This is a genomic window from Paenibacillus residui, assembly GCF_042677205.1.
GTDB classification, from domain to species: Bacteria; Bacillota; Bacilli; order Paenibacillales; family NBRC-103111; genus Paenibacillus_L; species Paenibacillus_L residui.
The window spans coordinates 1-20,883 of record NZ_JBHTIU010000063.1 but is presented as its reverse complement, the minus strand read 5'-3'; the positions used below and the strand labels follow the sequence as shown (position 1 = coordinate 20,883).

The window sequence follows — 20,883 nt, the reverse complement described above, 5'->3', positions numbered from 1 at the left end:
AATATTTCTTATCCATCGTCCCGATGGATAACCCTACCAGCTTACACAAACTTCTTGACGCTACCGTCACGCCCTATTCTAAAGCAATTGTGCAGGTCTTTTTACGAAAAAACGCCGTCATGCCTTATTCTAAAGCAATTGTGCAGGTCTTCGGAGCGATTTCGGGAGAAATCGCTCCATTTTGTCAAAAAGACATGCACTTTTGAGCGTCTTTCGCGGTTTTTTTGAATATAGGCCGGATTCAAATGTACTTTTGCTCGTCTTTGAGTCAAAAGCCCTCTTTCCGCCAAAAGCTTTCCCCGCCCATGAGCCACGCTACCTTTCCGCCACCGCTAGGCATGTGGTTGACCGCCAACGTCATCCGACGCCAATCACCGGCCGCCGGGAGTCTCGCGAGGTGCGGAAACCTTGCGCGGTGGGCTTCACTTGCATTACAGTCGACCATCGTAGAACGTCATAGCGCCACAACGGGCACCTATTCTGCCCCGGCTGCTCTATGCCGCTACTCTTTCAATGATCCCAGGAAAGCTCCCTTCACAAAATACTTTTGCAAAAATGGATAGACAAGCAGGATGGGGATGGTAGAAAAAATAATAGCGCCTGCTTTCATCATTTCCGGAGTTTGCATCATACTTGTGTCCAACTGATAACCGCCGCCGTCCAAGCCGGAATCAGCCACGCTGTTCTGCACCATATTGCGCAGCTTTAACTGCAGCGGATACAAGTGCACCGATCGAATGTAGATCAAAGCGCCGAAATACGCATTCCACTGGCCTACCGCATGAAACAACGCAATGGTGGCGAGAACAGGCGTGGATAAGGGAAGAATAATGCGTGTAAGAATACCCAATTCACCGCTTCCATCAATCTTGGCTGCATCGATCAATTCCGATGATATTCCCTGGAAGAACGTTTTCGTAATAAAGATGAAGTAAGCGCCCAGAGCCCCAGGCACGATTAATGCCCATAACGTGTCCATCATTCCCAGCGACTTGACAACTAGAAAGCTCGGAATCAGAGGCACCGGAAAGATGAACGTAAACAGGATGAGCCGTAAAATCCATTTGCGTCCCGGCATCTGCGGCCGGGTCAATGTAAATGCAAGAGTAGAAGTAAGCAACAGGCAGAGTAAGGTCCCCATTACCGTTATAAGGACACTTACCCCCATCGCCCGCCACATGTCATTCATTTGAAAAAGCTTTTTATAGACCTCTAAATTAAATCCTTTAGGCCATAAATAAACCAGCTTGGCCTCCGCATAGATAGGATTGCTTAACGAAATGGCGAGCAAATGAATCATGGGAGCGATCATACTTAAGCAGAGCAGGATCATAAACACTCCGTTTGTGAATTGAAAAGATTTTTCCGATTTATGCAGGTTCACGTTCTATCCCTCCGCTCCTAATATATGCTTTCGCCAGTCGTCTTCTTGCTGAACTGGTTGAGAGTAACGACGAGGATGATGCCAATGACCGCTTTGAAAATACCTATCGCCGTCGTATAACTGTACTGTCCGCCCGCCAATCCGGCCCGATACACGTAAGTATCAAACACTTCTCCTACTTCTCTGACTAACGGATTGAGGAAAAACAGCACCTGCTCCACGTTTGCATCTAACAAATTCCCAATGCGAAGCATCAGCAGAACGATTATGGCGGGCACTAACAAGGGCAGCGTAATGCTCCACATTTGGCGCCACCGTCCCGCTCCATCCACCATCGCGGCTTCGTATAGATTTGGATTAATGCCGGTAAGCGCGGCTAAATAAATAATCGTCGACCAACCGACTTCTTTCCAAATACCGGACGAGATCAGAATGCCGAGAAAATATTTCGGTTCGGTCAGGAACGAAATAGGTTCATAACCAAAACGGCTTAACAACGAATTTATAGTTCCGCCGTTGGCGAGAATTTCCGTAAAAATTCCTCCTACTATAACCCACGACAAGAAATGCGGAAGGTAGAGCAGCGTTTGGGTCGTCCGTTTAAACCAACTGACTCTGATCTCATTCAGCAGCAGAGCTAGAATGAGCGGCGCCGGGAACCCGAACAGAATCGAGTATAGGCCCAGCTTCAGCGAGTTTCTAAACACCATGGCAAATTCAGGGTAATCGAACATAAAGATGAAATGCTTTAACCCGACCCACTTGCTATGGATAAAACCTTGGAATAAGTTATAATCCTGAAAAGCGATTACATTTCCGGCTATGGGAATATACTTAAAAACGATAAAATGCAGCAAGCCCGGGAGTGCGATTAAGAATAATACATAAGGATCCAACGATTTAGGTTTACGAATCAATCTGCCAATCTCCTTTCTCATGACGGAAATAAAAAGAAGCCCCGCCTCGACTTTCTGCTTCGGCCAGGACCTCCCTTAAACTGCTATTACTTTTTATGAAATTCGTTATACCATTCTGTCGCTTCTTGAATCGCTGCTTCCCCGCCCCGGCTCTTCCATTCCTTTACAAAATTATCAAATCCGGAATCAAGCGGTTCTCTTCCCATAACGATCTTGACGAACGTATCATAGAACAAATTGCCCGGCGAGAATCCTACAGACAGCTCTGGGCGTCCGTCAAAAGCGTCCAGTTTCGATAAGTACAAGGCATCATTCGTAATAGTTGTTTCTTCCGATAGTTTGTACCCTGCCATTAACACATCGCTATCCGGCTGCATCGCAATAACGGACTCGCTGTTTTCCCCGAGTTCACGCATATTGAGCGAAACCCGGACAAAACCAAGTGTTCCTCCCTGGTTAGCCTCCGCCTCCGGGTCCAATACAATTTTTCCGTCTACTTCTGTATAGTTATGATCTTTTATTCCGTAGGTAAAAAACTTGTCGGCTTCCGGGTCCGTGTAGGTCCACTCCAGAAACTTGATGACTTCTTCCGGATTTTTCGTAGTAGAGGGAATGACGAACACGAAAAAAATCTGATCGTTTTCCAATTGCAGATAATTTTCTCCACGCGGACCTTTAGGCGGCGCGGCCATCGTCAATTTGGCATCCGGTTGATCAATGTAGTTCTCCTTCTTGCTGTTTCCAGGGTACTGATAGACTGCGGCTCCCCATGTTCCATATAACCCTTTGTAGGCATCGCCTGTGCGATCCGCTTGCTTTTTCGTTATAAAATCTTTATGAATGTAACCGGCATCATACATTTGTTTATAAAAAGCGATCGCTTCTTTCATTTCCGGCTGAATGATATCCGGCTCCAGACGACCGTCCCGCATATGCCATGCGCCAGGTCGTACCCCGAACGATCCGCTGAAAACATCGTTCCAGGCCAAGTTATCCGTAAGGGAAACCGCATATTCGTTGTTCGGGTCTCCGTCTCCGTTCATATCGTTCTGTTTGACAGCCTCGGCAAATTTCAAGAAATCTTCCAGCGTCTCCGGCACTTCCATATTCAGTTTGTCCAGCCAGTCTTGGCGGTACATGATGATGCGGTCGGCCGGCACTCCGATGGATAAAGGAATCCCGTATATTTTTCCGTTTTTCGAAACTTTGGGACTGTTCCACGCTACTTCCGGGATGCTTTTCTTTAAATTTGGAGCGTACTGGTCAATTAACGGACCTAGTTCCAGGAAGACCCCCTGGTCCACGGCGCCCGCATGCACATCCCAATCGATACTCGCTGTGCGTACGAGATCAGCCAATTCGCCTGAAGCGAAGCGGAGAGCCAGCTGTTGTCTGTAGTCGTCCGCATGGCCTAAAAATTCAAACGATAGTTTGTATCCCGATAATCTTTCGAGCTCTTTATAATAAAGCTCTTTCTCACTTTCCGGCGCTCTGGACGCGAATTGATAATTGTTATGAGACAGCAGAATGCTGATTTCTCTTTTCTCGCTTGTGCCCTCCGGCACTTCTTTGCCTGCTTGTGTATTGCCTTCCGCCTGGCCGTTGGATCCTCCGCCGCAAGCCGCCACTACAGTCATAGCGGATAGCAATCCGGTAACCAGCATATATTTCGATCGACGTCCCATATCTTCTGTATGCCCCTCCCATGTCATCTATTATCGCAAAGGCCCTTGTAGAAATAATTGTAGCAACCCGTCGAACCAGTGAACATGGAATTAATACCGAAGTTATGGGTTTTGCTCTTAGCCTAATGCTCCTTCCACCTTTTCCTGTATTCAGAGGGGGAACATCCCGTTAATTTCTTGAACGTTTTGGAGAAATGGGTGTAATCCTCATAGCCTACAAGCTGACCGATTTCGTACACTTTAATGAATGGTTTTTGCAGATGCTTCTTGGCCTGTTCAATGCGAAGCTGGGTCAAGCACTGTGTGAAGGATATTCCGGTAAGCTTCTTGAATAACGTGCTGAAGTAATTGGAAGAGATTCCAAAATAAGCGGCAGCATCCTTCACGGAAAATTCCGGCTCCGCATAATGCTGCTCCAAGAATGCCAAGGCTTCCTTAATCATGGACTGATAGTGATGGTCTTCTATTTCCAGCCGGAGCGCATCCGTATGGGTTGGAAGCTTGTCCTGCAGCTTGTTTCGAACGTTCTGCAGAACCGTAAGAAAATAATCGGAATCGACCGGTTTAAGAATATAGTCCGTGACGCCGTAGCGCAGGGCAGATTGTGCATACGCGAAATCGCTATAACCCGAAATGATGATGAATTCGGCATTCATTCGGCGCGCTCCCACCTGTTGGATCAATTCGAGCCCATCCATACTCGGCATACGAATATCTGTAATGATTAGATCCGGGGAGAATTGCTCTGCCAGTCGGAGCGCTTCCAGCCCGTTATCCGCCTCGGCCACCACTTCAAAGCCTTCGCTTTCCGTTTCAATCAATACCCGCAAACTTTTTTTGACCAGCCGCTCATCGTCGGCGATCATAATTTTAAGCATGATTATCGCCTCTTTGTTGAAGATTCGCATGAGAATAATATGGAAGCTTGATTTCTATTTCAGTCCCCGTCTCGTCGGAACGAACGATCGTCAACCCGAAGGGAGCACCGAAACTTAGCCGCAACCGGCTATGAACATTCCAGAGTCCAATATTCGTGAATAACTTGACCCGGCCATCCAGCATTTGCTGCTCCGAAACCGATTCGAAAGCTTCGTTGTATTTTGCCATCCATTCAGGGCTCATTCCGCGACCTTTATCCGCAACGGTCAGGGAATAATAGTCCTCATGGGCTTTTCCGGTTATATATATCCCGGTTGAAGGAAGTCCATGATTTTCATATCCATGCAAGAATGAATTTTCCACAATCGGCTGAATCGTTAGGCGGAACAACGCCACTCTATCCAGCATTTCCTCGTCTATCTCCAGACTGAATTCGAGCTTTTCATAACGTTCCTGCTGTATTTTAATATAATTGCTTACGTGATCGATCTCCTCCCGCAGATGAATAATTTGCCGGGGGTTTCCGACTCTGTATCTTAACAGATTGGCGAGCCGCACCGTCATGCTGCTGATGGAGCGATTTCTGGCAATAACGGCAAGGGAGTTAATGACTTCCAATGTATTGTATAAGAAATGAGGATTGATTTGTGATTGAAGAGCCTGCAGAGTCGCATCTCTATGCTTAAGCTCGCTCTCCTTTTCCTTCAACCGGGAGATATGAATGACTTCTACAAGCCGTTTAACTTCTAGAAGCATCTTATTGAAGATAATAAAGGCCAACACCAAAATAACGGCTGCGATCAACAGAGTAATCGTCCTTAAATCCGCCAAATTTCCAATCAAATGTTTTAGTGATACTTCGGAAATTATGGTCAGCTTAGTAAAATGAGAGACGTTATAAACGATGTTCTTTTTCCCATTGCTCGAATGCTCAACAAATTGCCCTCGCGGAGAGGATAATTTAGCCAGCCGTTCTTCCGAAAGGGGTTCCCCCCATTTGGCTTTATCCGGATGATAAATATAACGGTTCTTGGCGTCAACTATAGTAATATAACCTTCCTTGCCGAATGTTTCTACATCTGCAATGGATAATAACGGATCCATCTTCAATACGAATACTATAACACCGGCAGGCTGATATGTGACATTGTCATATATTAGACGGGAAACCGTAACAAAAGCCGGCACTACACTCCAGTTCGTGCTTACAATGCCGTTTATGGTAAAGCTGTTTTCTTGCAAATGATCAACAATTTTTTGATCCAGATTATAGTGCGCGGAATCGCCAAACACGCCTCCTTTGACAGAATACATGTGAAAAGAAACGATATCTTTGCGCTTATAATTAATATCCGGGTATAATTCATCACTAATCCGTTTTTTGATCTGATACATTTCATAGGAATTGTTTGGATCCAGCTTTATAAACTGCTGAATCAACGGATGGCCCGGGAGATTCTGCGTATCCTCTTTGATTTCTCTAAAATAATCGTCCAATTGATTATTCAACCGCTGGACCAACTGCTCGTTAAAATAAATTGCACTTTGTTCGATCGTCCTGGTCGATTCGAAATTCCATATAAATCCAATCAGTAGAAACGGCAAGCAGAAGAACACTATAAAATAAAGGGTTAATTTCTGCTTAACCGACAATGGCTTCATGCCTCTCAAGTTGCTTCCACTCCATTGCATTGAATTGATGGGAGCCGCAAATTTTTATAATATGGTAAAAAAGCCCCGCTTCCCACGATTTGGAAAGGGGACCTGCATGAAGTTTACCATAATCCCGTCACCGCCGGGTAGTCATTATACGCCAGACAGCGCGACTATTGTCCATGGTGTGGTCGGGATGACTTTCATTTAGGGAACTGGGGAGTCTTCCTCTTTTTCACCCCGTTGCGATGAAAAAACCGCAGCGGCGGTTGTTCGCCGACTGCGGTGTGGTACCACCCTTGCTTGAGGCTATGCTTTGCTTATCGCCTTATTGTTTGTTCTGCTTTTTCCACTCGTCGAGCTGCTTCTGAACTTCCTCTATGACCTTGTCGATGCCGGCGGTTTTACGCTTGCTGATGAATTCCTCCAGCTTCTCATTCGGATCTACCGCCCCCGTATTCAGAGGAGGTCCGAACTGATCGGCTACTGCCTGGATGTTGGCGATCTCCGTCAATACCGACTGAGGATCGAAGGTAAATCCGAGAATCGGAGACGGCTGGGCAGCTTCGTTCTCCTTCAGCGTCTGGTCGCGAATCGCCTGTTCTTGTCCTTCCCTCAGGTAGGCGATAAATCCGTTCCCGAACACCCAGGTTTGGTTAGGATCGTACCCGCCGTCAGGAATCGGTTTAACTGTATTCTCGTTCACTTTCGTATAGTGCTTGCCCTCGATTCCGAAGGCGACGAGATTCAGCAGCTCCGGATCGGAATTAAGCAGATCCAGGAACATCAGCGCCCTTTCCGGATTGGCCGATGTTTTGCTGATGGCCTGCATGGATTGGATGATCGTATTCGTTCCGACGAACGGCTCCGTAATTGGAATCGCCACTACATCGTTGCCGCCGAATGACGTCTTCTCCTCCTGCTCCCGACCCGGTTTCAGCACGTTATGGAAGAAGGAAGCCACTTTGCCTACCTTCAGGTTTTCTTTGTCGCTCTTGAGCATCGGGGCGTCCTGATTGATCAGCCCTTTCTTATACCAGCTGTGCATCAATTCGAGATATTCTTTGTACTCCGGTGTCGTCGCGATGTCCACGACACGCAGATCAGCGTCGTCGCGATAAATGCCAATGAGCGCTTGGTTGGAGATAAACTCCAGATTGTTGAAGGATGTTTTCATTACTTCAAATTTGCCGCCGCGCGTCATGGAGAAAGGAATCGTTCCCGGCTCGTCTGCCTTGATTTTCTCGAAGAACGGCTCCATATCCTTCACTTCTTTAATAGCTTCGGGATCGATGCCGTACTTGTCGACATATTTCTTCTGAATCAAGAACCCTTCTCTGTTCGTAATCGTCTGGTAGTTGAGAATGCCGTAGGTTTTGCCATCCACCTTCAGTGCCTGCCAGACGACATCCGGAAGCGCCTTCCTTAAATTCGGAGCATATTTGTCCAGCATGCTGTCGTCAAGCTCGGTAAAAGCTCCCTTCCGGGCATTCTGCGCATAGTCGAACATCCAGAACGATGTCCAGGCAATATCGAACTTCTCGTTCGATGCGACCATCGTGTTCAGCTTTTGTCCATAGCTGCCGCCATCAATCGGCTTCATGCGGATGGTGGCATTAATTTTTTCCTGAGTAATTTTATTCACGGCGTCCTCTACCGATTTAAGATCCGGCTGGGTGCTCCATTGGGGATAGTACCAGCTCAATTCAACCGGTTTCAATTCCTGGTCCGACGAATCGGAGCCCGATCCGGAAGAAGCCCCTCCTTCCTGCTTTCCGCCTCCGCATGCACTCAACACAAGAGCCGAGGAGAGCAGCAAAGTCAATCCCGAAGTCCATTTATTTCTGTTAGACATACTTATGACCTCCTTGAATAATTATATATTTTTATACCGTTTGGGAAAGTGAAGCTTGCGAGCGGAATCCGGTCTCCGATCATCACCTCCTTGGCTTGTCGCGGACTCCGCTCCTGCTTCCCCTACGGTTACTTAAAGCATCCTCGAAACACTACTCCTTCAACGATCCGACCGTCATCCCTTTGACAAAGTATTTCTGACAGAAAGGGAAGACGAAGAGCATAGGACCGGCTCCAAGAAGCGCCAAGGCCATCCGCGTGGACAGGCTGGGGAATTGGGACAAATCGATATTGCCGCTGATGTATTGGGCATTCGTTGCAAAGAACTCGATCGAATTCATCGTCCGATACAGCAGCAGCTGCAGAGGCACCAGCTTCTCGTCGTCGATGAACAGCAGACCCAGCCACCAGTCGTTCCAGTAGGTGAAGCCGATAAAGAGCCCCACGGTAGCCAGCGCCGGTGTAGCCAACGGCAGAATAATGCGGAAAAATATTTTCCATTCGTTGGCCCCGTCGATTTTGGCCGATTCGATCACTTCGAGCGGCATCTTGTCCATGAATCCCTTCATGATCATGACATAGAACGGATTAAGCAAGTATGGGATGATCAGCACCCATATCGTGTCTTTCAACTGCAGGTACTTCGTCATCATAATATAGAACGGGACCAGCCCGCCGCTAAACAGCATGGTGAAGAACACATAGAACGTCGTAATCCGGCGGTAACGGTAATCCCGGCGGGAAATCGTATAACCGATCATCGCGGTCAGCAGCAAGCCCGCGGCCGTACCTACGACCGTGACGAAAATCGTCACGCCGTAAGACATAAGAAGCTGCGCCGGGTATTTAAAGACGGTTTGATAGGCCGTCAAGCTGAACTGCTCGGGAAACAGCTTATAGCCGCCGCGAATCAAAGCTTCTTCATCCGAGAATGAAATAGAGACAACAAGCAGGAGCGGCACCACCATGCACAAGGTAATGATGATAAAAAACAAATGTATGATTCCTTGTGCCCATTTCGGGTTGTCAGTCGACATTCACGAGCCCCCCTCTACCACAATGCGTTTTCGCTGTTGATTTTTTTGATGATATAGTTGGTCGACAGTACGAGAATAAACCCGACGACGGATTGATACAGACCAACGGCGGCGCTCATTCCGACATCGCCTAGATCACGCAGCGAACGATAAACATAAGTGTCGATAACATCGGTCGTCGTATACAGGAAGCTGGAGTTGTTCGGAATGAAATAGAACAGTCCGAAATCGGCCCGGAACATCCCGCCTACGGCGATGATAAACAAAATGATAATGAGCGGCGTCAGCAGCGGCAGCGTAATGCGGAAGACCATCTGGAACTTGGAGGCTCCATCGATTTTCGCCGCCTCATAATAGGTAGGATTGATACCTATAATGCCCGCATAATAGATGAGCGTGGAGAAGCCTACCGCCTTCCACAGCTGGACTCCGTTAAGCAGATACGGCCATTTGTCCGCCTCCTGATACCATTGGACCGGATCCCACCCGAAGGATAGGAACAGATGGTACAGGAACCCTTTCTCATGCTCCAGAAAAGCCAGGGTAATGTATCCGACAACTACCCAGGACAAGAAATACGGGAAGAACAAAGCCGTTTGATACACTTTCACAAACCGTCCGGACACCTCGTTCATCAGCACGGCGAGAATAAGTGCGGCCGTGGTTGTAATAATGATGAACCCGAGATTATAGAGAACCGTATTCCGGGTAATTTGGAAGGCGGCCTCCGAGGAGAAGAAAAATTTGAAATTGTTTAAGCCGTTCCATTCGCTTCCAAAAATCCCGAGATCAAAGCGATACTGTTTAAAAGCAACGATCAAGCCGATGAGCGGCAAATAATTGATCACAAGCTTGATTAGAATTCCGGGCAAGGAAAGAAAAAACAGTTCTTTATTTCTCTTGAACTGCTCCCACTCTCGGGCCAGCTTGCCGCGGGGTCGGGAACGCATGGGTACCGCTTGCGGCGTTCCGCCTGATGTTGGTTTATCCATAATTTCACCCCAAGTCATAAGCAAAATTTCAGCTTCTGTACGAACTATATCGGAGCCGCCCGAAAAACGAAACTGGAAAGATCGTACTTTTGTTCTGAAGACGACTGCTCATTTTGTACTTTACTGCTCAATTGCAACAATTAAGGGCTTAAAGCCAGCTATATCAAGGGAATTTACCGGCTTGTCATATACCGTTAGCGCAGCAAATCAGCCCGGAAAAAATACCCCACAAAGTGACGCACAGCCTTCGAAGCGTATTCCGGGTACTTTGCGGGGAGCCCCGAAACCAATCGACATTAAAGGCTGACGATGTTCAGCCTTTAATGTTGATTCGGCCCCCTGATCGCACCTTGGAAACCGGAACAGCCGTCCGGCGAAACGGCCGGACGGCTTCTTATTCTATTTAACGGAACTGGCTTCAATGGTGCCCGGGCAGGCTTCTCTTCAAGCGGTATTCCCGCGGTGTCGTTCCGTATTTGCTTTTGAACAGCTTGAAGAAATGACTTTGGGTGCGATACCCGACACGCTCCATCACTTCGTTGATGCTGTAATCTTCCCCTTCCAGCAATTCCAGAGCCTTGTTCAGCCTCACGTTATGGATATACTCCGTTACGGTGACGGATGTATTGGCTTTGAACAGCCTCCCGACGTACGCCGACGACATCTTAAGCATGGAGGAGATGCTCTGCAGGCTGAGATCCATATCCATATAATGGATATCTATCAGTTCGCAAATCGTATCCACCAGCGCATCCTTCTTCTCCTCACTGGAGGATTGCCGATGCTCCTCCAGATTGGCGAACATCTTAAGGAACTGGTCCCGGACTTCCTCCAGCGTTTCGGCCTCGAGTACCCGGCGATATCCGTCCTGCCAGTCCATATCGAAGGGAAGCAGACGGTTATTGTTAATCTCCATAATTGTGCCGCGAATGACAACAAGAAGGTGAAGAATCCAGTGCTGGATGTTCTCGATGTTGGAGCGGGCCGCCTGGTCCAGCAGCCCATCCAAATCGGCGGCAAGAGCTTCTGTTCGCATTGCCTTCAGGTTTTCCGCAAGCCTCTTCTCCAATTCGGCCGTATTCGGGAAGGTATCGCTGCCCGCCTTCTCCCTGATCCGCTCCGGAGTGATTACTGAGCGCTTGCCGAATACCATCCGGTAGGCCGAACTGCGCAAAGCTTCCCCATACCGCGAAGTCCACTCCCTATAATCGGCGGCAGGCTGGCTTATCGCCACGGTCAGAGACAAGCGGTACAGCCGGTACAGAGTCTCTTGAACCTCTTCGAGAACAGGGACCAGTCTGTCCATAAGCTCCGACTCCATTCCCGCCCCGCTGACGAGCAGGGTGAATTGATCGTTCTTCATATCCACGAATTCCACCGGCGCCAGAACCGACAGCAATTCTTCCGAAATATTGCCGACCGCGAACGAGAGCAGCCTTCTGTCGGCGGAAGACAACTGCATATATTGCTTGTAATCGTCGATTTTCATTACGATAAGCACATAAGGCCCGGACTCGGCAATTCGGAGCCGGCCGTCGGCGATCCATTGCCGGAAGGTTTGCTCATTCTCGGCCGTGCTGTCCAGGATAAGCTTCCGCAGTTGATAGTTGATAACGATCGATCGTTTGGCATCCCGGTCCCGTTCATACTCATCCATTTTCCGGAAAACATGGGTATGCAGTTGAGAAAGATACTTCATCTCGTCCTGGACCCCCGTCCGCATTCCGGCAAACATCGACTGCGGAACCTGCTTTAATTGCTTCAGAATGTTCTCCAGAGGCCCGTAGAGCTTCCTTGAAACCGGAAACGCGGCAATGAGCGATAGCAGCAGGAAAAGAACGGTGATGAGGATGAAATGCCCGCGCATTTGATAAATGCTGCCGAGCACAGCCTCATAGGGCCGTATGCTGACAATGGTCCAGCCGTATACGTCCGTATGCATGTAGCTGACCAGGTGGGAGCTGTCCTGGATCTTGCGGACAAATTGCCCGAAGCTTCCCGGCTGATCGGTCAGCAGGGCTTCCCCCAATTCATCCGGATCGATTGCCGGCGGAAGTTGATTGCGGGTATAATATTCACCCTTGCCGTTGACGATCACAATGCTGTTCTCCCCGTAGCCGCTTAATCCGTTCAGCATCTGCAGATTATCGAACAGCCATTCCGGCTTGACGGCCAGGATAACCATGCTGGAGGAGTGGTCCGCCGGGGATTCTTCCGAACCGTACATTAAATAGCCGAACAAATCGATGCTGGATACGTTGCCTTCCATGCTGGAATCCTGGTCGTAGCTTATAGGAATGAGCTGAAGGCGGCGGACGGAATCGCTCGTATGCAGGAACCGGTCGAGCCGTTCTCTCTCCCCATTGGCATTCTGCTGGAACAAGGAATCCGTCGAATAATATTTTCCCGTATTAGCGTTATAGATAATAATCGAATGCAAAAAGGAGGTGGAAGAAACCAGCTTCTCCAGCTTCAGCATCTTGGAGGGCAGCTCGAAGATGTTCTCATCCCGCCCGTATAACAAAGCTACCATATCGGTATCCAAATAAACGGATTTGGCCAGATTCTCCACCATTTCATTCATGGACATAATATTATAGTTAATCTGCGCCAATATTTTCCGATCGGCTTCAGATTGAATTTTCAGAGCGGTATCCCGGGAATTCATATACAAAATCATAGAGAAAATCGTCACCAAAACGAAAGGAATGGTGAGTACCGCCAGCAAAATCCGGCGCAAATATTTTCGGGATCGGTACAAACGAATGATGTTCACGGCAATTCCCTCCGCGACCATTATCACTGAAAACGTTATTAAATTCAATAGCTCAGGATAAGGGCATCGTGTTAACAATATCGAGCTGCATTATTGGCCAGGCATTGTCCGACAGCATCCATTCCACCGCATCGTCAGAAAGGAAAAAAGACGGGAAGCAGCAGCACCATAAGAATGCCGATCAGAAGCTGCAGGGGCAATCCGACTTTGACATAGTCGCCGAAGGCATATCCGCCGGAAGCCATGACCAGAGCATTGGCCGGTGAAGCGACCGGAGTGGCGAAGGCCAGGCTGGCCGCCAAGGAAACCGCGAACAAGAACGGATAAGGACTGACTCCCATTTGCACCGCAGCCGTAAACGCTATCGGGGCAAAAAGCACGGCCGTCGCCGTATTGCTGATAAACAAGCTCAGAAACGATGTGACAAAGTAGATGCCCGCCAGCAGGACGAGCGGCCCCGAGCCGCCGATTCCGCTAACGAGAGCTTCGGAAATGTACTGGGCGGCGCCTGTTTTCTCCAATGCGCTCGACATCGGGATCATTCCTGCGATCAGGACTATACTTTCCCAATTAATGGTCTGGTAAGCTTCCTGCATATTCTTCAAACATCCGGTCGCCACCATCAGAATGGCTGCCAGCATGACGGTAATGACCGCCGGAAAGACCTCCAGCGTCATTAGAACGAGCATCATCACCATGATTCCCGCAGCGATAGGTGCCTTGTGATCTAAAGTCACCTTGCCCGCTTCTTCCAGAGGCTGCCCGACGACGACAAAATCGGCCGTTTCCCGGGACAGCAAATGGATTTTTTCCCATGCTCCCTGCACAAGCAGGGCATCGCCGAAACGCATTTTCTCCTCATGCAGATGGTGAAGAATATATTTTCCTTTCCGCAGAATACCTAATATGTTCAAACCGTACTTCTCGCGAAAGCCGGATTCCTGAATTCGTTGATTTATAAATTTGGAGTCCGGGGTCAGCAGCACTTCCGCAATCCCTACTTCACGGGAAAACAGAGGTTCGGAATCCTGCCCGTTCATCCGCTCCGTATGCTGCGGGTTCATCAGCTCCAGACCGCAGGAATCGGCAAATAACTTGACCTGCTCCATCGACCCCTGGACATACAAAATATCATTCTCCTTAATGATCGTCGAAGGGCCGGGAAGCTCCTGGGCAAGCGATTTGAAGAACGGGTTTCTGCGCGACTGCCGGCGCCGGACCTCCAGAATATGTATCCCGAACCGCCCCGGAATCTCAAGCTCCAGCAGCGATTTATCCTTCAGGCCGGAATGTTCTCCGACCTTAACCCGGTACAAATTCCGGGCGATTTGGTATTGCTGCGCCAGCTCCTGCATCGAACGGCGCCGCGGCTCTCCACCTTCCGCCTTGGAGCTCTGCGTTTTCAAAAGCCACTTGGTCAGAACCACGAGCAGAAGCATCCCGCCGATTAAAGCGACCAGCCCGACCGGCGTGAAGGCAAAGAAGGACAGCTTCTCATAGCCGTTTTGTGATAGCGTCTCGCTGATAACCAGATTGGGCGGGGTTCCGATCAGAGTCAAGGTCCCGCCCAAGCTGCTGGCAAATGCAAGCGGCATCAACAATCGGGCCGGGCTCATTCCGATCTGGGCGGCCAGGCTGACCACGATCGGCAGCATGACCGCTACCGTCCCCGTATTGCTGATGAATGCGCTGAGCAGGGCGGTAACCGCCATCACCATCCACAGCAAGCGGGTTTCGTGGCGCCCGCCCATTCTTAAGAGCTGCCGGCTGGCCATCTTGGCCAACCCGGTCTGGAAAATTCCTCCCCCGACCACAAACAGACCGATCATCATGACCACCACGGAATTGGAGAAGCCCGATAAAGCTTCGCCCGGAGTCAAAATGCCGAGGAGCACCAACGCGACCAAAGCGCAGAGCGCGACCAGATCGGAGCGTACTTTGCCCGTAATAAAGAGGATAGAGGCTGCCCCTAACAGGACTAGAGTAACTAACATCTGCGAACTCAAGTAAAATTTCCTCCCACATCGTTAAGAAAATCCTTATTCGGATCCGTCCGTTCCATAAATTGAAGAGCCCGAACAGGCCCCGTCAGCCATAAAACGGTCAGTATAATTTGAAATCAGACAAAATTTAAGGGCCCCCGCCATCCGTTGGCAGGACCCTCTTGCAGTTTACCATATTCCTATCAGCCGCGGGAAGATATTCGCGCGGAATAACTCGAAACAAGGCGCAACAACGAGACTATTGCACCTGATATTTTTCAAATAACGGGACTATCGACCAGAATATCAAAAGGTGGTATGATGAAAAAAAACGCAGGCTGTACGCCTCTTTGGCGCTTGATTGGTGAATCACTAGATCCGGTTCCGGGTAATTCAATATAGAAGAAGATATGCACTCTTTATAATATTTTAGAAAGGAGAGGCGTTTCCTCGTATGCCTGGCAGGCACGGGTTTTTCACGCCGAGTTTATCGATGGACGGCCAAACCGTGGAGCAAATTCGGACAAGCTTGATCCGACAGCTTCTTTTTTTTGACGAGCAGCAGCTTAATGTTCTGGATACCTACTTCCCGGCCTATTGCACGGAGCCCGAGGAACGTTCATCCACCGCTGCCTGGATGGAGCATTACGTAGCGGAGCTGGAGCACATTGTGTCCGGGCTTGCGGGGGAATCTCCCTGCTTGCCCGACAAAGTGCTGATCGGAAGCACGGTCACATTGCAGCAGCCGGCAGAGACGAAAACCTACAAAATTTGCTTCCCCCAGGACGCGGATCCGGATTCGGGACGCCTGTCCTTTCTTTCCCCCATCGGAATGCGGCTGCTGTTGGCTTCACTCCACGAAACCGTCCGGCTTCCCGCCCAGTGTGAAGGAACCGATACGGTCATTGCCGATATCCGTTTTGAAGGGGATGTGTGAGGGGGCAGAGGAGGACTATCGCCTTCGCCAGATATTTTTCAGTGTCCGCTCACTAATCAAAGTACGGTTTTCCAAGCTTGACTAATTCATTTTTATATGCGGGGTATTCAGATGAAAAGGTTTAAGCATTACTTCATTATGTGGATTCCTTTTATGGTATTGTTTATTTTTGCAACCTTTAGTTTGGAATTGGTGGAAGGCAATAAAATCACGACAACAGAGTATATGGGACTGCTTGATTTGGGCTTAATTTATTTTCTCGTAGTGATGCCGTTCGCCTTTCTTTTATATCCCGTATCCTTTTTGCCCCTAACTATAATATTAAGCAAGTTATTCATTCCTTTTATTGGAAGGGCCGTCATCTTTTCCGTGGCAGGCGGAATTGGCGGAATGTTAATTTTTAAGAAATTATATGGCTGGCACGATGGTTACTTTATAGAAGGATATAATTTAAACTTGAACAGTGCCATTTTGATTTTTGGCCTGGCCGGTTTACTCTATGCCTGGATAGACCGTTATCTGAAAGGGAAGAGAGGAAAGGCGATCCTTTTATAAGCCAATCGGGTGGATCAAAAAAACGCCACTTGTCGTGGCGTTTGCTCAAGGGTTACTCCTCCAGATCGTCTGCGAGCCGGATGCCGCTGAACTGCCATCTTTTCTCCGGCAGCAGGTAATGTCGAGTGGTCGGACGAATAAGGCCCCGCGGCGTAATGCAGGAACCTCCGCGCAAAACCATTCGGTTGCTCATATATTTCCCATGGTATTCCCCGAACGGGCCTTCGGTCCGTCTATTACCGGGATACGGCAAATACGGGCTCATCGTCCATTCCCAGATATCCCCATATCCTTGCAGCAGCAGTTCTCCATGCGAGCTTCCGGATGGGGCCGGATGGAACCAGCCGGACTCCGCAAAGTTGCCCTCCGGCCGGATCGCTGAGAAGGCTACCTCCCATTCCGCCTCTGTCGGCAGCCGTCTGCCTGCCCAACGGGCGTACGCGTCCGCCTCATAATAGCTCACATGACAAACGGGCTCGTCCAGCTCCAGCTCTCTCATGCCGGACAATGTATAATACCACCAGTTACCGTCCCTTTTCTCCCAATAAAGCGGCGCTTCCCAGCCGTATTTTTGCACGCAGTTCCAGCCTTCCGCGAGCCAAAGCCGGGGCTGCCTGTAACCGCCGTCCTCCACAAATTGCAGATATTCCCCGTTCGTAACCGGCTGGGAAGCCAAGCGGAAGCCCCCGATCCATACTTTATGTCTCGGCATCTCGTTGTCAAAGGCGAAGCCGGGGCCCTGATGGCCGATTTCGGCCTGGCCTTCAGCAAACTTGTGCCAGGTCAAATAGGGAAGCACATGCAGTCCGCTCTCCTTGCGCTCCCGATAGACGGGCTTAAGCGGATCGGCAAAGTAATTGTATTTGATATCCGCCACAAGCTGTTCCTGGTGCTGCAGTTCATGATTCAAGCTCAGCTCAAAATAAGGGGTTACCCGGGCGAGCCGCTCCTCGTCGGCATTTTCCAGCAGCTCCAGTATTCTTTCATCCACATGTCTGCGGTATCTGTAAATTTCCTCAATAGTCGGCCGCAAGCCGACACCGCGCGGCACGGAAGCATGAAACTCCCCGCCGAATTCGCCGGAGGCAAACAAAGCTGCGTAATTATGGTCGTACCATTCGTAACGTGGGGCGTATCTTTGCAGCACGGCCGCCTCCAGAAACCAGGTCGTATGCGCCAGATGCCACTTGGGAGGACATACATCCTCCATGGCTTGTACCACATAGTCCTCCGCTTCCAGCGGGTCGGCCAGCCGTTCCGTAGTTTCCCGAACATCTCTATACCGTTCCTGCAGCCATCTTCCGGGTGACAAGCCCGCCTCAGTCCGTTGGGCGTATTCCATAATCATCCTCCTATCGGTTCCGGTGCCGACGATTTCCTCCGTTCCAAGAAAACCGTCCAACCCCATCCGTAATCATGCCCGCTCTGCAGTCCTCCGCCGGTTAGGCCGATTAGAGCGGCCCGACTGGTTCTTGTCCAAATAATTGTTGACCACCCGATCAAGCCTCGTAATCTGACAGCCGTAATCATATATGGTTGCGGCCACGAGAATTAATCGGGAGGAGTGCTCTTCATCCAATGTTCGGTTTCTCATCATTTCCTGTAAAAAGGCCTCGCTGCTCTCTTCCGACCGGTTCGGAACCGTTCCGTGCGCTTTCAGCTTGCCTTCAAATTTCAACAGCACGAGCTCGTGATGCTTGATAAGCTCCTCCAATTGCCGGTCAAACCGGTCATCCATCCTGCCATCGTCGGCATGGAAATAGTAACGGCCGACGGTCTCTTGAACGTCCAAGCCTTTTCTCAATGTTCTAAGCATTTGCTTATAAACGACGAGCAGACGGACCCCGCTGAGCGTGCGCTTCCCACGCTTCCCCAGCTTCTTGCGCTCTTCCTCGAACATCTCGTAGATGTCCTCCAGCTTATGAAGCGCCTTAAGCAGTTCTTCCCGCTGCTTCTTAAACACCGATTCCTTCATCTCCACAGAGATGGAGGTGCGCAGCAGGAGCGAAAGCTGGCCAAATACAAATCGAACCTGCTTGAGAAAATGCTTCTCATGCTGTGGCGGAAAAAAGGCGATATTGACGAGAAAGGCCGAGCCGATCCCGATCATAATCACCAGAAAACGATTGACGGCGAACAGCCAGTGAACAGATGCGTCACCCGCAACGTCCATCACCGCTATAACGGTCACCAGCGTCAAGCCGATCGTCGACTCCATCTTCAGCTTTATGCAAACCATAATCACGACAATACAAATCAAACCGATTGCTATCGGTTCGTTGCTAAAGAACATTCCTGCCAAAAGAGCAAGTCCGGCACCCAGCACATTCGTCTGCACCTGATCCAGAATATGCCTCCAGGACCGGTAGATCGAGGGCTGCATCGTAAATATAGCCGCAACCGCCCCGATTATCGCCGGGGTCAGACCTAACAGCGCACAGATGTATAGAGCAAGAGTAACCGCTACACCGGTTTTAAGCACCCGCGCCCCCAGTTCCATCAAGCTTGCCTCCTTGATTCGTCTCTCCTCATATTACACGGTTTGGAGTGCATTTGGCAAAAGGGGCTTTAGGCATAGCGTCCTTCGTCCCGCATACCGGGACCTTGAAAGGGGTTACTTTTCCTGATAGATAAGTCGGGATCCTCGCAGGCATCAGCGCCTCCCGCAGAACACCGGGACTATGGTACGTATCTCCTTCCCTGGGTATCCCGGGTTAGGGAAAGACACTTATGCCCCTCCTTTGTATTACTGTGACTATGGGTGTGATGCCTCTTTTGTCTGTTATACCCTTGACTCAGGTGCGATCCCCCTTTGTCTGTTATACCCTTGACTCAGGTGTGATGCCACTTTTGTCTGTTATACCCTTAACTCAGGTGGGGTACCGTTTCCCTTCCTCAGATGCTCGTCCAGTGCTTTACTCCCGGTTATTTAAAGACCATAATACTATTTATAGAAAGACCGTTCTTTTCGCTTCTCGCCATAGAGTCTGGCTCAGTTCAATATGCCGCCCTCCAAAAGTTACGCATCGCTGAAGAATCACTCCAAAATAATGCTGGATGTTCTAAAACGAACCCACAGACGGCGGCCAAATAGGCTGCCCGGTGGGTTACCCTTATTGGCGGGATATCGAAAGGAGTTACTCTTCCCTCTGAATAGGGTCGGGAATCAGCCCTTCCTTCTGAAGCTGGGTATTGGTTTTCATCCGTTCCATCGCTTGTCCGTGCCGCTTCATCTCTTCCATATCGGGGGCCATTGACCCATTCAGCACGTCATCCGTTGCGCTTGAAGCATCCTTCCGCTTATTCAGATGAATACGATTTAATGTTTTTAAATCTTCATGGTCATAAAATCGGGGCATGCTAACTACCTCCCGGAATAAGATTATTCGGAGCCTAACCTGCTCATACCAGCGGAGGGCGCTGGTTGTATCCTAACGGTAAAGCCGGTAATCAACGGTCAACGTTCCCTCTCCGAACCGCCAACGTAAAACCGGTATCAACGGTCAACGTTCCCTCTCTGAACCGCTTGTTTAAGTACTTAATTTTTAACCTGATTAGTTGCTTTAGAATCATGCATATGGAAAAAACACCCTTTCTGGAAAAGGTGTCTGACGAACGCCAGTTGCTTGAACAGCATCGCATTGCGACCGGCATCGCCCCGAGCGGCCCGATTTCCCAGAGCGATCCTATGTCCCGAGCACGAGCACGGCGCTCCCGTCGGAGACAACCTACACGGCTGCAAGTCGATAGCCAGTTGTGGTTCGATAGGGACTTAGACAGAGACAACAACGTCCCTTTCTTTATATCCGGTTCGGTAAATGTGGCCGAACCGTTCGTACAATTGGGCAGTCTTGTCCTCGAGAGGTGTTAAATCAAGGAAAAACGGCAATCGCCGTCCTTTGGACAGGCGCGTTTACCGATGGAATATAAGAACAGGTGTAAGGTTTATACTTTCTTATATTTTGAAAAAGACCAGCAATTGTGCAGTTCTTTTTCATGGTTTTAGTTGAAATCGTTCAAAGACATGCAATTGTGCAGGTAAATTACCCCATTTTGCTAATTTTCGCGATTTTACGGTGAAAGACCTGCACTTTTGCTCGTCCTTTACCACATTTGGTGGATTCGCGCTTAAAGACCTGCACTTTTGCTCGTCTTTTACTACGTTTAGGTAGCGTCAAGAAGTTTGTGTAAGCTGGTAGGGTTATCCATCGGGACGATGGATAAGAAATATT

17 protein-coding genes are annotated in these 20,883 nt (G+C 49.4%); 3 read left to right on the top strand and 14 right to left on the bottom strand.

The features are described 5' to 3' along the window. Positions 1-206, top strand: a 206-nt coding sequence (locus ACFQ03_RS17240) for a hypothetical protein (RefSeq protein WP_379289663.1), incomplete at its 5' end; no start/stop codon positions are given. 296 nt (positions 207-502) lie between these two features. On the opposite strand, the gene ACFQ03_RS17235 is transcribed toward ACFQ03_RS17240, so the two are convergent. The 10 genes from ACFQ03_RS17235 to ACFQ03_RS17190 all read right to left on the bottom strand — a co-directional run bounded on the left by ACFQ03_RS17235 (position 503) and on the right by ACFQ03_RS17190 (position 15,183). Beyond that, the gene (locus ACFQ03_RS17235) at positions 503-1,384 is read right to left on the bottom strand and encodes a carbohydrate ABC transporter permease (RefSeq protein ID WP_379289661.1); all 882 of its coding nucleotides are present in this window, start codon (positions 1,382-1,384) and stop codon (positions 503-505) included. A gap of 17 nt (positions 1,385-1,401) precedes the next feature. Then, the gene (locus ACFQ03_RS17230; RefSeq protein WP_379289659.1) at positions 1,402-2,301 is read right to left on the bottom strand and encodes an ABC transporter permease; all 900 of its coding nucleotides are present in this window, start codon (positions 2,299-2,301) and stop codon (positions 1,402-1,404) included. A gap of 86 nt (positions 2,302-2,387) precedes the next feature. Next, positions 2,388-3,986, bottom strand: coding sequence for an extracellular solute-binding protein (locus tag ACFQ03_RS17225; protein ID WP_186328285.1), 1,599 nt, complete (start codon positions 3,984-3,986; stop codon positions 2,388-2,390). Positions 3,987-4,108: 122 nt separating this feature from the next. Beyond that, positions 4,109-4,864: a response regulator transcription factor gene (locus ACFQ03_RS17220; RefSeq protein WP_186328286.1), complete on the bottom strand. Its 756-nt coding sequence runs from the start codon at positions 4,862-4,864 to the stop codon at positions 4,109-4,111. Further along, positions 4,857-6,527 carry a cache domain-containing sensor histidine kinase gene (locus ACFQ03_RS17215; protein WP_379289665.1) on the bottom strand — a complete coding sequence of 557 codons (1,671 nt, stop codon included), beginning with the start codon at positions 6,525-6,527 and terminating at the stop codon, positions 4,857-4,859. The genes ACFQ03_RS17220 and ACFQ03_RS17215 overlap by 8 nt, the downstream gene beginning before the upstream one ends. Before the next feature lie 319 nt (positions 6,528-6,846). Beyond that, the gene (locus tag ACFQ03_RS17210; protein WP_379289656.1) at positions 6,847-8,373 is read right to left on the bottom strand and encodes an ABC transporter substrate-binding protein; all 1,527 of its coding nucleotides are present in this window, start codon (positions 8,371-8,373) and stop codon (positions 6,847-6,849) included. A gap of 151 nt (positions 8,374-8,524) precedes the next feature. After that, positions 8,525-9,409 (bottom strand): carbohydrate ABC transporter permease, encoded by an 885-nt coding sequence (locus ACFQ03_RS17205; protein ID WP_144934742.1) that lies wholly within the window; start codon positions 9,407-9,409, stop codon positions 8,525-8,527. Positions 9,410-9,423: 14 nt separating this feature from the next. Further along, a complete protein-coding gene (locus ACFQ03_RS17200) occupies positions 9,424-10,401 on the bottom strand; it encodes an ABC transporter permease (protein WP_379289653.1) in 978 nt (325 codons plus the stop codon). Positions 10,402-10,819: 418 nt separating this feature from the next. Next, positions 10,820-13,177, bottom strand: coding sequence for a helix-turn-helix domain-containing protein (locus ACFQ03_RS17195; protein WP_379289651.1), 2,358 nt, complete (start codon positions 13,175-13,177; stop codon positions 10,820-10,822). 134 nt (positions 13,178-13,311) lie between these two features. After that, positions 13,312-15,183 carry an SLC13 family permease gene (locus ACFQ03_RS17190; protein ID WP_379289649.1) on the bottom strand — a complete coding sequence of 624 codons (1,872 nt, stop codon included), beginning with the start codon at positions 15,181-15,183 and terminating at the stop codon, positions 13,312-13,314. A gap of 430 nt (positions 15,184-15,613) precedes the next feature. Between ACFQ03_RS17190 and ACFQ03_RS17185 the strand changes: the two genes are divergently transcribed. Together ACFQ03_RS17185 and ACFQ03_RS17180 are read left to right on the top strand one after the other, a co-directional pair. After that, entirely contained in the window at positions 15,614-16,096 is a 483-nt protein-coding gene (locus ACFQ03_RS17185) for a GreA/GreB family elongation factor (protein ID WP_144934751.1), read from the top strand. A gap of 111 nt (positions 16,097-16,207) precedes the next feature. After that, entirely contained in the window at positions 16,208-16,651 is a 444-nt protein-coding gene (locus ACFQ03_RS17180; protein ID WP_379289647.1) for a hypothetical protein, read from the top strand. Between the two features lie 52 nt (positions 16,652-16,703). Here ACFQ03_RS17180 and egtB read toward each other — a convergent pair whose 3' ends face one another. The 4 genes from egtB to ACFQ03_RS17160 all read right to left on the bottom strand — a co-directional run. After that, positions 16,704-17,993, bottom strand: a complete 1,290-nt coding sequence (egtB, locus tag ACFQ03_RS17175) for an ergothioneine biosynthesis protein EgtB (RefSeq protein WP_379289645.1) — start codon at positions 17,991-17,993, stop codon at positions 16,704-16,706. A 72-nt stretch (positions 17,994-18,065) separates the two neighbouring features. Further along, complete coding sequence (locus ACFQ03_RS17170) at positions 18,066-19,151, bottom strand: FUSC family protein (protein WP_144934761.1); 1,086 nt, start codon at positions 19,149-19,151, stop codon at positions 18,066-18,068. Between the two features lie 637 nt (positions 19,152-19,788). Then, positions 19,789-20,010: a hypothetical protein gene (locus ACFQ03_RS17165; protein ID WP_144940999.1), complete on the bottom strand. Its 222-nt coding sequence runs from the start codon at positions 20,008-20,010 to the stop codon at positions 19,789-19,791. 684 nt (positions 20,011-20,694) lie between these two features. Beyond that, positions 20,695-20,883, bottom strand: a 189-nt coding sequence (locus ACFQ03_RS17160; RefSeq protein ID WP_379289642.1) for a hypothetical protein, incomplete at its 5' end; no start/stop codon positions are given.

Excerpts from the sequence above, each read along its gene's own strand:
- ACFQ03_RS17225 (WP_186328285.1), bottom strand. The coding sequence starts at position 3,986 with ATGGGACGTCGATCGAAATATATGCTGGTTACCGGATTGCTATCCGCT.
- ACFQ03_RS17220 (WP_186328286.1), bottom strand. The coding sequence starts at position 4,864 with ATGCTTAAAATTATGATCGCCGACGATGAGCGGCTGGTCAAAAAAAGT.
- ACFQ03_RS17215 (WP_379289665.1), bottom strand. The coding sequence starts at position 6,527 with ATGAAGCCATTGTCGGTTAAGCAGAAATTAACCCTTTATTTTATAGTG.
- ACFQ03_RS17210 (WP_379289656.1), bottom strand. The coding sequence starts at position 8,373 with ATGTCTAACAGAAATAAATGGACTTCGGGATTGACTTTGCTGCTCTCC.
- ACFQ03_RS17205 (WP_144934742.1), bottom strand. The coding sequence starts at position 9,409 with ATGTCGACTGACAACCCGAAATGGGCACAAGGAATCATACATTTGTTT.
- ACFQ03_RS17200 (WP_379289653.1), bottom strand. The coding sequence starts at position 10,401 with ATGGATAAACCAACATCAGGCGGAACGCCGCAAGCGGTACCCATGCGT.
- ACFQ03_RS17185 (WP_144934751.1), top strand. The coding sequence starts at position 15,614 with ATGCCTGGCAGGCACGGGTTTTTCACGCCGAGTTTATCGATGGACGGC.
- ACFQ03_RS17180 (WP_379289647.1), top strand. The coding sequence starts at position 16,208 with ATGAAAAGGTTTAAGCATTACTTCATTATGTGGATTCCTTTTATGGTA.
- egtB (WP_379289645.1), bottom strand. The coding sequence starts at position 17,993 with ATGGAATACGCCCAACGGACTGAGGCGGGCTTGTCACCCGGAAGATGG.
- ACFQ03_RS17170 (WP_144934761.1), bottom strand. The coding sequence starts at position 19,151 with ATGGAACTGGGGGCGCGGGTGCTTAAAACCGGTGTAGCGGTTACTCTT.
- ACFQ03_RS17165 (WP_144940999.1), bottom strand. The coding sequence starts at position 20,010 with ATGCCCCGATTTTATGACCATGAAGATTTAAAAACATTAAATCGTATT.